The sequence below is a fragment of the Polaromonas sp. P1_G2 genome, from assembly GCF_056405515.1.
In genome coordinates, this window is sequence record NZ_JBFUBY010000089.1 from 1 (window position 1) to 14221 (window position 14221).

Here is a 14221-nt window from a genome sequence, read left to right on the forward strand (position 1 = left end):
CGCGCGCCAGCATGGCGCAGCGTATGAAGGCGCGGATCTGCCGCTCTATGCCGCCCACGCTGAGCTCGCGCGGCGTGAAGGGCGAGATCGGGCTCTGGATGCGTGAGGGCGCGACGCACAGCGGGTGGTAGCCGTAGCGGCCGGTGTGCAGGATCTGCAGCGCGATCTTGCCGCCTTCCGCATGCACGGCATCGGTGACCTGCTTGTGGCGGCGCGCCGCACCCGAGCTGGCGAGCATGCCGGCGAAGGGTTTGGTCCAGCCGGCGATGTTGGGCGCGAAGCCGCCGGTGACCATCAGGCCCACGCCGCCGCGCGCGCGTTCGGCGAAGTAGGCGGCCATGGCGGGAAAGTGTTTGCGCCCGTCTTCCAGGCCGGTGTGCATGCTGCCCATGAGCACGCGGTTCTTGAGGGTGGTGAAGCCCAGGTCCAGCGGGGCCAGCAGGTGGGGATAAGCGGAAGGACCGGAGGGGCCCGACGCAGGGTTGGAAGATGGGGTCGCGGCCAAAAGCGGGTCTCCTGTCAAAACTGCCTGCATCGTAGTCGCAACAGGGGGAGCGACAAAGCCCRCCGGGTACTCTAGGGGACAGTCTCTATGCGGGCTCGGTGCTTACCCTGAAGCCCTTGCGGTGTTGTCCGACACGGCGCGGGCGGCAGGGCTGCTACCTTGAAAGCATGGCCAGAAACACCACCAGCCCCACACGCGCCAAGACCGGCGAAGGCGCGCCCGTGCCGCACCCGCCCCACAGTGAGCCGGACGATGCCGCCGACGGCAACGATGCCAGCACCCTGATCGAAAAACCCATGAAGCCCGCGGAGCCCGGCGTGGCCGGCAAGCTCAGGCAGCACAGCTTTCCCGACGGCGGCGGCAGCGGCGGCGCCGAGGCCTTCCGGCGCACGCCGGGCCGGGGAAAACCTTCACCCGGGGTTTGACCGAAGTTTGACCGGCGCCTGATGAAGATCGCGACCTTCAACGTCAACGGCATCAAGACGCGCTTGCCGCAGTTGCTTGATTGGCTGGAGAAGGAAGCGCCTGACGTGGCCTGCCTGCAGGAACTCAAGGCGCTGGACGGCGTGTTCCCGCAGCAGGCCCTGCGCGAGGCGGGTTATGAAGCCTTGTGGAAAGGCCAGCGATCCTGGAACGGCGTGGCGATTCTGGCCAAAGGCCAGGCGCCGCTGGAGATACGCCGCGAGCTGCCCGGCGACCCGGCCGACGACCAGAGCCGCTACCTGGAAGCGGCGGTGGACGGCATCGTCGTGGCCTGCCTCTACCTGCCCAACGGCAACCCGCAGCCCGGCCCGAAGTTTGATTACAAGCTGGCCTGGTTCAGCCGCCTGCAGGCGCACGCAAAGGCGCTGTATGCCTCGGAGCACCCGGTGGTGCTGGCCGGCGACTTCAATGTGGTGCCGACGGACTTCGACATCTACAACCCCAAGTCATGGCGCAAGGATGCGCTGCTGCAGCCCGAAAGCCGCGCGGCCTATGAAAAGCTGCTGGCCCAAGGCTGGGTGGACAGCCTGCGCGCGCTGCACCCGGACGAGCGCATCTACACCTTCTGGGATTACTTCCGCCAGCACTGGCAGCGCGATGCGGGCCTGCGCATAGACCACATCCTGCTGAACGCCGCGCTCGCGCCGCGCCTGAAAGCCGCGGGCGTGGACCGCTGGGTGCGCGGGCAGGAGCACGCGAGCGACCATGCGCCGGTGTGGGTGGAGCTGGGGGCCAGGGCGCGCGCGCCGCGCAAGGCCGTCGCCAAAAAAGCCGCGCCCAAAAAGCGCGCGGCGGCCAAGGCTTAACGGCTCTTCTTGATCGCCTGCGCGGCCTGCGTGACAAGGTCCGGGCCCTTGTAAATCAGCCCGGTGTAGATCTGCACCACGTCGGCGCCGGCCTTGATCTTGGAAACGGCGTCGGCGCCGCTCAAAATGCCGCCCACGCCGATGATGGGGAAGCCCTTGCCGAGCGCCGCGCGCAGCTGGGTGATGACGCGGTTGCTGGCTTCGAGCACCGGTGCGCCGCTCAGGCCGCCGGCTTCTTCGGCATGGCGCATGCCTTTGACGGCATCGCGGCTGAGCGTGGTGTTGGTGGCGACCACGCCGTCCATGGCGTGGCGCTGCAGCGTGGCGGCGATGACGGCCACCTGGGCTTCGTCGAGGTCGGGCRCGATCTTCACGAAGATGGGCACGCGCTTGCCATGCTGCGCGGCCAGGGCCTCGCGGCGCTCGGCGATGCGGCCCAGCAGGGCGTCGAGCGCCTCGTCGCTTTGCAGCGCGCGCAGGTTTTTGGTGTTGGGGCTGGAGATGTTGACGGTGACGTAGTCGGCATGCGGGTAGACGCCGTCCAGGCAGACCAGGTAGTCGTCGACCGCGTTTTCAATCGGGGTGGCGGCGTTCTTGCCGATGTTCAGGCCCAGCAGCAGGCCGCCTTGCGCGCCGGGCTTGCGCACGCTGGAGCGCCGCACATTGGCCAGGAAGGCGTCCAGGCCTTCGTTGTTGAAGCCCAGGCGGTTGATCAGCGCGTTGGCCTCGGGCAGTCGGAACATGCGCGGCTTGGGGTTTCCGGGCTGGCCCTTGGGGGTGACGGTGCCGACCTCGACAAAGCCGAAACCCATGGCGGCCAGGCCGTCGATGCAGCGGGCGTTTTTGTCCAGCCCGGCAGCCAGGCCGACGCGGTTGGGGAACTTGAGGCCGGCCAGCTCTATCGGGTCGCTGACGCGGCTGGACAGGTAGGCCAGGGCCAGCGGCGTGCCCTGGGTGCGCGCCAGCGAGGCCATGGTCAGCTCGTGGGCGGTTTCGGCGTCCAGGCCAAATAAAAAGGGACGGGCCAGGGCGTAGGGGAGCAGGGACATTGGATAATTCGGTGGAGGTGGCTTGTACTGGCCCCGATTGTCGCAAAACCCGTTTCACCTTCCGATTTCCCCCTCCCAACACTCCCATGACCCAAGACGAACTCAAAACCCTGGTCGGCCAGGCCGCCCTGCACTATGTGGAAGAAGGCAGCATTGTCGGCGTCGGCACCGGCTCCACGGTCAACAAATTCATCGACGCGCTGGCCACCATGAAGGACCGCATCAAGGGCGCGGTGTCCAGCTCGGTGGCGTCCACCGAACGCCTGCAGGCGCTGGGCATCAAGGTCTTCGATGCGACGGAGGTCGACGAGCTGGGCGTCTACATCGACGGTGCCGATGAAATCGACAACGCGGGCCATATGGTCAAGGGCGGCGGTGCGGCGCTTACGCGCGAAAAAATCGTGGCCGCGCAGTCGCACAAGTTCGTCTGCATCGCCGACGAATCCAAGCTGGTGCCGGTGCTGGGCAATTTCCCGCTGCCGGTGGAAGTGATCCCGATGGCCACCCAGCGCATCGCGCGCCAGTTCGCGGCGCTGGGCGGCACAGCCGTGCTGCGCCTGAAGGACGGCAAGCCGCTGGTGACCGACAACGGCCAGCACATCCTGGACGTGACCGGCCTGAAGATCACCGACCCGCTGGCTTTTGAGACCCAGGTCAGCCAGTGGCCGGGCGTGGTGACGGTGGGGGTGTTCGCCTTCCAGAAAGCCCATGTGTGCCTGCTGGGCGCGCCGGGCGGCGTGAAGACGCTGGTGTTCTAGGAAGCTTCACGGCCTGCGGACAGGCCCTGAAAGCAAAACGCCGGGTGAGAACCCGGCGTTTTGCGTTGGAGGACAGCCTTGCTTAGAACTTGATGCCGGTCGGGTTTTCCGCCGCGGGTGGCGGCGGGGCTGCAGGTGCGGGCGCCGCGGCGGCGCGGGCTGGGCCGTTGCCCGTGGCCGATGGCGCGGTGACGGCCACCAGGGGCGTGGCAGCCGGTGGGCGGTAGCTGGACGGCAGCACCGAGGCGGGGGGGTAGCCGGCGGCGTTCAGGAACTGAGTCCATTCCACATCGGAAAAGCCCTTGAGCTGCTGGCTGCCGATGGTGGCGAAGGGCAGGGAGGTATCGCCGCTGAGCCGCTGCAAGGCCTTGAAGTCCTCGGTGGTGATGACGGTGCGCTCGGAAAACGGGATGCCGCGGTTGGTCAGCATGGATTTGGCGATGCCGCAGGGGCTGCAGTCGTTGCCGGAATACAGGGTGACCGGGTATTTGTTGGCGATTTGCCGCAATTCGAAAGGCAGGCCGGTGGGGGCCGCGCCACCGGGGCCGCCGGTATTGGCCGCGCTGACCTTGGCATTGGTGGCCGCGGGCGGCGGCTGGTCGGAGAAGGTCACCTTGCCGTCGGGGCCGACGATGCGGTAGACCGGCTGGGCTTGGGCCAGGGGCGAAAAAAGACCGCCCGCGAGCACTGCCAGGGCCAGCAGGGTGTGGGGCGCGAGRGATTTCACGGCATTTGTCTTCATGGTGTTCCAGTCGGTCTCAGGTACGGGTAGGGGGAAACAGGGATAGGACAAGCTTAACGCAGGCCCTGCAAGTCTCACAACGTTTTAGGCGTTTCGAGGGTGTCAGGCCATACCCTGATGACGCAGCAAAGCATCAATCGAGGGTTCGCGGCCGCGGAAAGCCTTGAAAGACTCCATGGCGGGGCGGCTTCCGCCGGCTTCCAGGATGGCCTGGCGGTATTTTCGGCCGGTTTCCACCGTGACCGTGGTCTTGCCGCCATCGTCGCCGGCCAGCGAGGGCGCAGCTGTAGCCGTTTCCTCGAAGGCGGCGTAGGCGTCGGCCGACAGCACCTCGGCCCATTTGTAGCTGTAGTAGCCGGCGGCATAACCGCCCGAAAAAATGTGGCTGAAGGTATGCGCGGTGCGGCTGTAGGGCGGCGAGGGGATCACGGCGACTTCGCGGCGCACCTCGTTCAAGAGGCCCATCAGGTCGTCGGCCGGCTTGTGCGAGGTGTGCAGCAGCATGTCGAACAGCGAGAACTCGACCTGGCGCAGCGTCTGCATGCCGCTCTGGAAGTTCTTGGCGGCCAGCATCTTGTCGAACAGCGCGCGCGGCAGCGGCGCGCCGGTGTCGACGTGGGCCGTCATGTGCTTGAGCACGTCCCATTCCCAGCAGAAGTTCTCCATGAACTGGCTGGGCAACTCGACCGCGTCCCACTCGACGCCGCTGATGCCGGAGACGTCGCGCTCGTTGACCTGCGTGAGCATGTGGTGCAGGCCGTGGCCGAACTCGTGGAACAGCGTGGTCACGTCGTCGTGTGTGAGCAGCGCCGGCTTGCCGCCGACGCCGTCGGCGAAATTGCAGACCAGGTGGGCCACCGGGGTTTGCAGCTTGCCGGTGTCGGGGCGCAGCCAGCGGGCGCGCACGTCGTCCATCCAGGCGCCGCCGCGCTTGCCGGTGCGGGCCGGCTGGTCTAGGTAGAACTGGCCGACGAGTTCGCCGCCGCGTTCAATGCGGTAGAACTCCACGCCAGGCTTCCACACCGGTGCCGAATCCTTGCGGATGGCGACTTCAAACAGGGTTTCGACGATCTTGAAGAGGCCGGCCAGCACCTTGGGCGCGGTGAAGTACTGTTTGACTTCCTGCTCGCTGAAGGCGTAGCGCGCTTCCTTGAGCTTTTCGCCGACGTAGGCGTAGTCCCAGGGCTGGAGCTCGGCCAGGTTCAGCTGGCCGGCGGCGAAGGCGCGCAGGTCGGCGACGTCTTTTTCGGCATAGGGACGGGCGCGGCGCGCGAGGTCGCGCAAAAAGGTGATGACTTCGTCGGGCGACTGGGCCATTTTGGCGACCACCGACACCTCGCCGAAATTGCGGTAGCCCAGCAGCTGCGCTTCCTCGAGGCGCAGCGCGAGGATCTCCTGCATGATCGCGCCGTTGTCAAATTTACTGAACTCGGGTGCGGCCTGGTCGCTGGCGCGGGTGGTGTAGGCCTTGTACAGGGTTTCGCGCAGCTTGCCGCTGACGGCGAACTGCATCACGGGCAGGTAGCTGGGCATCTTGAGGCTCAGGCGATAGCCGGCCTTGCCTTCGGCCTCGGCCTGGGCGCGCGCGGTCTGCAGCACGTCGGCCGGGATGCCGGTGATTTCGGCCTCGGTCGCGTAGTAGGCGAAGGCGTCGGTCGCGTCCAGCGCGTTCTCGCTGAATTTCTGGCTCAGCTCGGCCTGGCGTTCCTGGATTTTCGCGAAGCGCTCGCGGTCGGCACCTTTCAGCTCGGCGCCGGAGAGCACAAAGTTGCGGATGGCGTTTTTGTGGGCCTGGCGCTGCTCGGTGTTCAGGGTGGCCACATCGATGGCTTTGTACTTGGCGTACAGGCGCTCGTCGGCACCCAGGCGGGTCCAGAACTCGGTCACGCGCGGCAGGGCGGCGTTGTAGGCGGCGCGCAGCTCGGGCGTGTCGGCCACGCTGTTGAGGTGGCTCACGGCGCCCCAGGCGCGGCCCAGGTTCTCGGTGGCGACGTCCAGCACGCGGGCGATGCCGGCCCAGGTGGCCGGGAAATCCGGGGCGGTGACGGTTTCGAGCGCCGCGTCGGCTTTGGCCATGAGCTCGTCGACGGCGGGGCCCACATGTTCGGGCTGGATACGGTCGAACAGCGGGAGGTCGGAGAAATCGAGGAGGGGATTGGTCATGGCGGATAGCTGTGGGCGGAAGTCTTGAATCTAAAGGCTTGAGGCCGCGCGGTGAAGAAGAAGGCGCCTATCGGGGCGATTGCCCCGGGGCGGGAAAGCGGCTCAGCCCTGGGCGCTTTTCTTGGCGCTTTTGAGCTGGGGCTTCTTGGCGCGCTTGACGGTGCCGCCCGGCGTGAGGCGCTGGTTGCCCAGCACACGCAGGGTTTTCACCTCGGGACGCTGGCCGTGGCGCGAGCTGTTCTTGAGCACCTTGACGTCCCGTGGTCCGGGCATGCGGTCTTCATTGACCTTTTTTTCCTTGGGAGGCATGGGCCGCCACAGGACCAGCAGCTTGCCGATGTGCTGGATGGGCGCGGCGTTGAGTTGGTCGGCCAGGGTCTGGAAGATCTCCTCGCGGCCGGCGCGGTCGTCCGACAGCACCCGCACCTTGATGAGCCCGTGGGCGTTGAGCGCGGCGTCGGTTTCCTTCTTGACGGCGGGGGTCAGGCCGTCGGAGCCGATCATCACGACCGCGTTCAGGTGGTGGGCATCGGCGCGGTGGTCCTTGCGCTGGGCGGGGGTAAGTTGTATTTGAGCCATGGCCCAATTATCGGGCGAGTCGGGGAGAGGACAATAGGCCCCATGAAAGTAAATGCCAAGACCGGTTTCAAGCCCGGCGTCCAGACCGACTCCAAGGCCGCCGCCAAGGCGGCCGGTAAAACCGCCGTGAAGGCCGGCGGCAAGGGAAGAGTCAACAAGGCGTGGTTGCACGACCACATCAACGACCCCTACGTGAAGCTCGCCCAGAAAGAGGGCTACCGGGCCCGCGCCGCTTACAAATTGAAGGAAATCGACGAAACCTTCGGCCTGGTGAAGCCGGGCGACTGCGTTGTCGACCTGGGCAGCACGCCCGGCGCCTGGAGCCAGTACGTGCGGCGCCGGCTCTCGCCGACCGGCGCTGCGGCGGGCACGCTCAACGGCCGCATCATCGGCCTCGATCTGTTGCCCATGGAGCCCATCGAGGGCGTGACCTTTATCCAGGGCGATTTCCGCGAAGCCGAGGTGCTGCAAAAGCTCGAAGACGCCCTGGCCACGCCCGAGGGCCAGGTCCGGGTGGACCTGGTGGTCTCCGACATGGCGCCCAACCTCTCGGGCATAGAGTCGGCCGACGCGGCCCGCATCGCCCACCTGATCGAGCTGGCCGTGGAATTCGCGCAGAACCGCATGAAACCCGAGGGCACGCTGGTGGTCAAGTTGTTCCATGGCAGCGGCTACGACCAGCTGGTCAAGCTGTTCCGGGACACCTTCAAGCTCGTCAAACCGCTCAAGCCCAAGGCTTCGCGCCCAGGCTCATCGGAAACCTTTCTGATCGGCCGGGGGCTGAAAAAGCCTGGCCAGGCGGCACAATGAGCGCAAATGGGTACATCTCAGACACACCGCGGTGGCAAATGTCACAGTGTCAGCAGCCCTAAACCCGCTTTAAACCAAGGGCCGGGACCGGAATACGCGGTTTTTGCCCTTGAAACGCCTAAAATCAGGCGCATGTGACTTTTGTTCTTACACCGGAGTAGTCCTTGAACAATCAGTGGTTTTCCAAAATTGCAATCTGGCTGGTGATCGCCATGGTGCTGTTCACCGTATTCAAGCAATTTGATACACGCGGCGGCGCCGGTTCCAACTACCTGGGTTACTCCGAGTTCCTGGAAGAGGTGCGCGGCAAGCGCATCAAGCAGGCCACCATCGCCGAAGGCCAGGGCGGCACCGAAATCTCGGCCACCACCGTCGACGACCGCAAGGTCCGCACCACCGCCACCTACCTGGACCGCGGCCTGGTCGGCGACCTGATCGCCAACGACGTCAAGTTCGACGTCAAGCCCCGCGAAGAAACCTCATTGCTCACCTCGCTGCTGATCAGCTGGGGCCCCATGCTGCTGCTGATAGGCGTGTGGATCTACTTCATGCGGCAGATGCAGGGCGGCGGCAAAGGCGGCGCCTTCAGCTTCGGCAAGTCCAAGGCGCGCATGCTGGACGAGTCCACCAACCCGGTCACCTTCGCCGACGTCGCGGGCTGCGACGAGGCCAAGGAAGAAGTCAAGGAAGTCGTCGACTTCCTCAAGGATCCGCAGAAATTCCAGAAACTGGGCGGCCGCATTCCGCGCGGCCTGCTGCTGGTCGGCCCCCCGGGCACCGGCAAGACCCTGCTCGCCAAGGGCATCGCCGGCGAGGCCAAAGTGCCTTTCTTCTCGATCTCCGGCTCCGACTTCGTCGAAATGTTCGTCGGCGTGGGCGCTGCCCGCGTGCGCGACATGTTCGAGAACGCCAAGAAAAACGCCCCCTGCATCATCTTCATCGATGAAATCGACGCGGTCGGCCGCCAGCGCGGCGCCGGCCTGGGCGGCGGCAAYGACGARCGCGAGCAGACSCTSAACCAGWTGCTGGTCGAGATGGACGGCTTTGAAACCAACGTCGGCGTGATCGTGGTGGCCGCCACCAACCGCCCCGACATCCTGGACGCCGCCCTGCTGCGCCCCGGCCGCTTCGACCGCCAGGTCTACGTGACGCTGCCCGACATCCGCGGCCGCGAGCAGATCCTCAACGTGCACATGCGCAAGGTGCCGCTGGGCCAGGACGTGAATCCGAGCGTGATCGCGCGCGGCACGCCCGGCATGTCCGGCGCCGACCTCGCCAACCTCTGCAATGAAGCCGCCCTGATGGCCGCGCGCCGCAACGCCCGCACCGTCGAGATGCAGGACTTCGAAAAAGCCAAGGACAAGATCCTCATGGGCCCCGAGCGCAAGAGCATGGTTATGCCCGAGGAAGAGCGCCGCAACACGGCCTACCATGAGTCCGGCCACGCGCTGATCGGCAAGCTGCTGCCCAAGTGCGACCCGGTCCACRAGGTCACCATCATCCCGCGCGGCCGCGCGCTGGGCGTGACCATGAGCCTGCCCGCGCAAGACCGCTACAGCTACGACCGTGAATTTATGCTGAGCCAGATCAGCATGCTGTTCGGCGGCCGCATCGCCGAAGAAGTCTTCATGAACCAGATGACGACCGGCGCCAGCAACGACTTCGAACGCGCCACCGGCCTGGCCCGCGACATGGTCACGCGCTACGGCATGACCGAGGCCCTGGGCCCCATGGTCTACGCCGAAAACGAAGGCGAAGTCTTCCTGGGCCGCTCGGTCACCAAGACCAACAACATGAGCGAGTCGACCCTGCAAAAGGTCGACGGCGAGGTGCGCCGCATCATCGACCAGCAATACGCCCTGGCGCGCAAGCTGATCGAAGAGAACCAGGACAAGATGCACGCCATGGCCAAGGCCCTGCTCGAATGGGAAACCATCGACATGGACCAGCTCGACGACATCATGGCCGGCAAGGAGCCGCGCCCGCCCAAGGACTGGACGCCGCGCAACTCCTCCGTCGGCGGCGGTGGCGGCCCCACGGGCGGCACGCCGGCCGTCAGCACCGACCCGGCGCCTACGGTGGCTTGAGGCCGGTGATGAACAAAACGTGACTGCCAGTCAGTCGCCATAACCGGGGCCAGTCCCCGGTTTTTTATTTCCGAGGACAAACCATGATCTGGCAAACCTCCCGCTTTCAGATTGATCTTTCGAAGCCCCGCGTCATGGGCATCGTCAACGTCACGCCCGACTCGTTTTCGGACGGCGGAAAGTATTTCAGCGAGGGCAGCGGTTTTGCCAGCGTCTTCGCCCATTGCGACAAGCTCCTCAAGGACGGCGCCGACCTGCTGGACATCGGTGGTGAATCCACCCGCCCCGGCGCGCCGCCCGTGCCGCTGGAAGAAGAACTCGCGCGCGTGCTGCCCGTGGTGCGCCATGCGGCCAGGCTGGGCGTGCCGCTCTCCATCGACACCTACAAACCCGAGGTCATGCAGGCCGTGCTGGACCTGGGCGCTGATGTCATCAACGACATCTGGGCCCTGCGCAAGCCCGGTGCGGCCGAAGTCGTGGCCGGGCACCCGAGCTGCGGCGTCTGCCTGAYGCACATGCACCGCGAGCCGCAAACCATGCAGGTCGCCCCCATGGAGGGCGACGTGGTGCCGCAGGTGCGCGACTTCCTGGAAGCCGCCGCGGCCGGCCTGCGGGCCGCCGGTGTCGACAAGTCCCGCATCGTGCTCGACGTGGGCATAGGCTTCGGCAAAACCGTCGCGCAGAACTTCTCCCTGCTGGCGCGCCAGCAGGAGTTCCTCGCGGCAGGCTACCCATTGCTGGCCGCCTGGTCGCGCAAGTCCTCGCTCGCCGCCGTCACCAGCACCTCGCTGGCGGCAGTGGCCCAGCTCAACGTGGCCGACCGCATGGTGCCCAGCGTCGCGGCGGCCCTGCTGGCCGTGGATCGCGGCGCGCGCATCGTGCGCGTGCATGACGTGAAAGAGACGGTTCAGGCATTGAAGGTCTGGACGGCTGCAAGCTGAGTCTTCAGGCTTTGGCTGACACCAGGGCAGGGCGGGGCACCCTAAAATAGCCCCACATTTTTCAGAACAACATCCAGAACAACAAGCTCCACAGGGACAAAACCAATGACCAGAAAATACTTCGGCACCGACGGCATACGCGGCACGGTGGGCCAGCCGCCCATCACACCCGACTTCGTGCTGCGCCTGGCGCACGCCGTGGGCCGCGTGCTGCGCCGCACCGAGACCCGACCCACGGTGCTGATCGGCAAGGACACCCGCATCTCCGGCTACATGCTCGAAAGCGCGCTCGAGTCGGGCTTCAACTCCGCCGGCGTCGACGTGGTGCTGCTCGGGCCGCTGCCCACACCCGGCGTGGCCTACCTCACGCGCGCCCAGCGTGCCAGCCTGGGCGTGGTCATCAGCGCCAGCCACAACGCCTACCCCGACAACGGCATCAAGTTCTTCAGCGCCCAGGGCACCAAGCTCGACGACGCCTGGGAGCTCGCCGTGGAAGCCGCGCTGGACGAAGACCCCGTCTGGGCCGACTCGGCCACCCTGGGCAAGGCGCGCCGCCTCGACGACGCGGCCGGCCGCTACATCGAATTCTGCAAAAGCACCTTTGCCAACGACCTCACGCTCAAGGGCCTGAAGATCGTGGTCGACGGCGCCCATGGCGCGGCGTACCAGATCGCGCCCATGGTCTTCCATGAACTGGGCGCCGAGGTCATCGCCATCGGTTGCGCACCAGACGGCCTCAACATCAACCACGAAGTCGGCGCCACGCACCCCGACGCGCTGATCAAGGCCGTCAAGGCCAACAAGGCCCACTACGGCATCGCGCTCGACGGCGACGCCGACCGCCTGCAGATGGTGGACGCCGACGGCCGCCTCTTCAACGGCGACGAAGTGCTATTCCTGATGGTCAACGAGCGCCTGGCGCGCGGCGAGAAAGTCCCCGGCACCGTCGGTACCCTGATGACCAATATGGCCGTGGAAGTCGCGCTCAAAAAGAAGGGCGTCGAGTTCGTGCGCGCCAAGGTCGGCGACCGTTATGTGCTCGAAGAACTCGACAAGCGCGGCTGGCTGCTGGGCGGTGAAGGCTCCGGCCATTTGCTCGCGCTCGACAAACACACGACCGGCGACGGCCTGATCAGCGCGCTGCAGGTGCTGCAGGCCTGCGTGCGCAGCGGCAAAACCATTGCCCAGCTGCTTGGCGAGGTCGTGCTGTTCCCGCAGACCCTCATCAACGTGCGCCTCAAGCCCGGCCAGGATTGGCAAAGCAGCAAGCCATTGGCCGAGATGACCAGGACGGTGGAAGCCGAACTCGGCGACACCGGCCGCGTGCTGATACGCGCCAGCGGCACCGAGCCGCTGCTGCGCGTGATGGTCGAGGCACGTGACGCGGCCCAGGCGAAAAGCTGCGCCGAGCGGGTGGCGGATACGGTGCGCAGCTAACGCCTGTACGCGGCCCGGCGCCAAGCCGATTGGCCAAAGGCGGTGCCGTTAACACCTCTTCGCGTGGCATTCAGGCCATCGCGGAGGTGCTTTCCTTTTTGCCTCCATCACATCTGTCGATTGACAGGGCATGCGTTATCGACGGCTTGCCCCGGATGAGGTATCCGCAAAAATCCTGCAGAGATTGTCTATGGCAAGACAGTTTGCGGGCGGCTTCCTGGGTGGCGCTGATAGCCTGAGTTCACGCCGCCCGCCGTACGTTCGCATCCGCCACATCGAAGGCCGGGCCCGTTGAAAGCCATTCAGCGCCATTCACGCCATGAAGCCCAGGACTCCCGCTCTCCTTGATGCCGGCCAAAGGCCGTCCGAACCACCTGGGCCGCCGCGGCGGCGTTACCTGTTTATCCACCAGAACTTTCCCGGGCAGTTCGTCCACGTGGCCAGGGCCCTGGCCGCGCAGGGGCACCAGGTCCTTGCCCTTGGGATCACCCCCCGGCCGGTTGACGGCGTCGAAGTCGTGCGCTACCAACCCGAAAGCCTGAAAGCCGCCAGCCAGGTGGCCATGGGCCGTGATTTCGAGCGCAAGCTGTCGCGCGGCACATCATGCGCACAAGCCATGCAGCAATTGGCCGGCCAGGGCTTCAGCCCTGAACTCATCATCGCGCATCCCGGCTGGGGCGAAGCCCTTTTCTGCAAGGACGTCTGGCCGGATGCCCGGCTCATGATTTTTTCCGAGTTCTACTACTCTCCCCATGGGGCCGACTATGGTTTTGACCCGGAGTTCCATAGTGAAAGCATGGCGGGGCGGTCCGCATTGCGCCTGAAGAATACGGCCCTGATGCATGCGCTTGGCGCCGCGGATACGGCCTATGCGCCTACCGAGTGGCAGCGCCGCCAGGTACCTGAGGAATACCGCGGCAAGGTGCGGGTCGTCCACGACGGCATCGCCACAGACCGGGCCGGGCCCGATGCACAGGCCCGGTTTTCGCTGGCGGACAAAGGCCTGCAGTTCAAGCCCGGCGACGAAGTCCTGACCTTCATCAACCGCAACCTCGAACCTTACCGGGGGTTTCATATCTTCATGCGGGCTCTGCCGGCCATCCTGAAAGCCCGGCCCCACGCGCATTGCGTGCTGGTCGGAGGGGACGACGTGAGTTACGGCAGCAAACCAGCGGGCGGCGGCACCTGGCGCGAGGCCCTGTTCAGGGAAGTCGGCGACCAGCTGCCGGCGGACCGCGTTCATTTTGTCGGGACACTGCCTTACGCGCGCTATCTCGAGCTGCTGCAGGTGTCACGCTGCCATGTGTACCTGACCTATCCTTTTGTCCTCTCATGGAGCTGCCTGGAGGCCATGAGCGCGGGCTGTGTGGTGGTTGCCAGCCGCACCGCGCCCGTCGAGGAAGTCATGACGCACGGCGTCAACGGCCTGCTGTTCGATTTTTTTGACGCGCGGGCGCTGGCGGACACCGTCGTCGGCGTCCTTGCCGACCCGGCCGCCCATGCGCACCTGGGACATGCGGCGCGCCAGGCCATGCTGGCGCGATTTGACCTCGCCACACGCTGCCTGCCTGAGCTGCTGGCGCTGGTCGAGCAGGCCGTGGGCCCAAGGACAGAGGCCTAAACGGCCTCCATCAAACGGGCCCGCTCATCCGGCGTAAGCACCTTGGGCGAGACACGCGGCGTTCCCGTCTCCGGATCAAAGAAGGCCGTGTTTTTGTAGCTGCCATCCAGCCTTGCGCGTATCAGCCTGGCCATAAATCGAAGAATGGACACGGTGGTGCTGGCCGCCATGGCTTTGGGGCTGCCTTTGGCGCTCTTCATGCCGACCCGCATGCGCACCGGGCCGAAGGCGCTGTCCAGG

The 14221-nt window shown here is 66.0% G+C and carries 13 protein-coding genes and 1 pseudogene; 8 read left to right on the forward strand and 6 right to left on the reverse strand.

Annotation, left to right across the window (positions count from 1 at the left end; genetic code table 11):
* A partial coding sequence (locus AC1D0P_RS11210; RefSeq protein WP_477676807.1) for an oxidoreductase occupies positions 1-505 on the reverse strand: 505 nt, incomplete at its 3' end.
* Between the two features lie 167 nt (positions 506-672).
* Between AC1D0P_RS11210 and AC1D0P_RS11215 the strand changes: the two genes are divergently transcribed.
* Together AC1D0P_RS11215 and xth are read left to right on the forward strand one after the other, a co-directional pair.
* Complete coding sequence (locus AC1D0P_RS11215) at positions 673-930, forward strand: hypothetical protein (RefSeq protein WP_477676808.1); 258 nt, start codon at positions 673-675, stop codon at positions 928-930.
* 21 nt (positions 931-951) lie between these two features.
* Complete coding sequence (gene xth, locus AC1D0P_RS11220) at positions 952-1794, forward strand: exodeoxyribonuclease III (RefSeq protein WP_477676809.1); 843 nt, start codon at positions 952-954, stop codon at positions 1792-1794.
* Here xth and AC1D0P_RS11225 read toward each other — a convergent pair.
* Positions 1791-2843, reverse strand: coding sequence for a quinone-dependent dihydroorotate dehydrogenase (locus tag AC1D0P_RS11225; protein WP_477676810.1), 1053 nt, complete (start codon positions 2841-2843; stop codon positions 1791-1793). The genes xth and AC1D0P_RS11225 overlap by 4 nt on opposite strands.
* An 86-nt stretch (positions 2844-2929) precedes the next feature.
* Between AC1D0P_RS11225 and rpiA the strand changes: the two genes are divergently transcribed.
* Entirely contained in the window at positions 2930-3601 is a 672-nt protein-coding gene (rpiA, locus tag AC1D0P_RS11230) for a ribose-5-phosphate isomerase RpiA (RefSeq protein ID WP_477676811.1), read from the forward strand.
* 82 nt (positions 3602-3683) lie between these two features.
* On the opposite strand, the gene AC1D0P_RS11235 is transcribed toward rpiA, so the two are convergent.
* The 3 genes from AC1D0P_RS11235 to AC1D0P_RS11245 form a co-directional block, all read right to left on the reverse strand.
* Positions 3684-4343: a glutaredoxin family protein gene (locus AC1D0P_RS11235; protein ID WP_477676812.1), complete on the reverse strand. Its 660-nt coding sequence runs from the start codon at positions 4341-4343 to the stop codon at positions 3684-3686.
* A gap of 102 nt (positions 4344-4445) precedes the next feature.
* Positions 4446-6506, reverse strand: a complete 2061-nt coding sequence (locus AC1D0P_RS11240; protein WP_477676813.1) for a M3 family metallopeptidase — start codon at positions 6504-6506, stop codon at positions 4446-4448.
* Between the two features lie 102 nt (positions 6507-6608).
* Positions 6609-7085: a YhbY family RNA-binding protein gene (locus AC1D0P_RS11245; protein ID WP_477654016.1), complete on the reverse strand. Its 477-nt coding sequence runs from the start codon at positions 7083-7085 to the stop codon at positions 6609-6611.
* Between the two features lie 42 nt (positions 7086-7127).
* Between AC1D0P_RS11245 and AC1D0P_RS11250 the strand changes: the two genes are divergently transcribed.
* The 5 genes from AC1D0P_RS11250 (at position 7128) to AC1D0P_RS11270 (ending at position 13981) form a co-directional block, all read left to right on the forward strand.
* Entirely contained in the window at positions 7128-7895 is a 768-nt protein-coding gene (locus AC1D0P_RS11250) for an RlmE family RNA methyltransferase (RefSeq protein ID WP_477676814.1), read from the forward strand.
* A gap of 164 nt (positions 7896-8059) precedes the next feature.
* Positions 8060-9982, forward strand: a complete 1923-nt coding sequence (gene ftsH, locus AC1D0P_RS11255; protein WP_477676815.1) for an ATP-dependent zinc metalloprotease FtsH — start codon at positions 8060-8062, stop codon at positions 9980-9982.
* Positions 9983-10065: 83 nt separating this feature from the next.
* Positions 10066-10923 (forward strand): dihydropteroate synthase, encoded by an 858-nt coding sequence (gene folP, locus AC1D0P_RS11260; protein ID WP_477676816.1) that lies wholly within the window; start codon positions 10066-10068, stop codon positions 10921-10923.
* A 105-nt stretch (positions 10924-11028) separates the two neighbouring features.
* The gene (gene glmM, locus AC1D0P_RS11265; protein WP_477676817.1) at positions 11029-12360 is read left to right on the forward strand and encodes a phosphoglucosamine mutase; all 1332 of its coding nucleotides are present in this window, start codon (positions 11029-11031) and stop codon (positions 12358-12360) included.
* Positions 12361-12679: 319 nt separating this feature from the next.
* Positions 12680-13981: a glycosyltransferase gene (locus AC1D0P_RS11270; protein ID WP_477676818.1), complete on the forward strand. Its 1302-nt coding sequence runs from the start codon at positions 12680-12682 to the stop codon at positions 13979-13981.
* Here the strand turns inward: AC1D0P_RS11270 and AC1D0P_RS11275 are convergent.
* Positions 13978-14221: pseudogene (locus AC1D0P_RS11275) on the reverse strand (DUF6151 family protein); the annotation flags it as partial. The gene AC1D0P_RS11270 and the pseudogene AC1D0P_RS11275 overlap by 4 nt on opposite strands.

What these genes read in the sequence shown, in the direction of transcription:
- AC1D0P_RS11215 (WP_477676808.1), top strand. Translation starts at nt 673, where the DNA reads ATGGCCAGAAACACCACCAGCCCCACACGCGCCAAGACCGGCGAAGGC.
- xth (WP_477676809.1), top strand. Translation starts at nt 952, where the DNA reads ATGAAGATCGCGACCTTCAACGTCAACGGCATCAAGACGCGCTTGCCG.
- rpiA (WP_477676811.1), top strand. Translation starts at nt 2,930, where the DNA reads ATGACCCAAGACGAACTCAAAACCCTGGTCGGCCAGGCCGCCCTGCAC.
- AC1D0P_RS11240 (WP_477676813.1), bottom strand. Translation starts at nt 6,506, where the DNA reads ATGACCAATCCCCTCCTCGATTTCTCCGACCTCCCGCTGTTCGACCGT.
- AC1D0P_RS11245 (WP_477654016.1), bottom strand. Translation starts at nt 7,085, where the DNA reads ATGGCTCAAATACAACTTACCCCCGCCCAGCGCAAGGACCACCGCGCC.
- AC1D0P_RS11250 (WP_477676814.1), top strand. Translation starts at nt 7,128, where the DNA reads ATGAAAGTAAATGCCAAGACCGGTTTCAAGCCCGGCGTCCAGACCGAC.
- glmM (WP_477676817.1), top strand. Translation starts at nt 11,029, where the DNA reads ATGACCAGAAAATACTTCGGCACCGACGGCATACGCGGCACGGTGGGC.
- AC1D0P_RS11270 (WP_477676818.1), top strand. Translation starts at nt 12,680, where the DNA reads ATGAAGCCCAGGACTCCCGCTCTCCTTGATGCCGGCCAAAGGCCGTCC.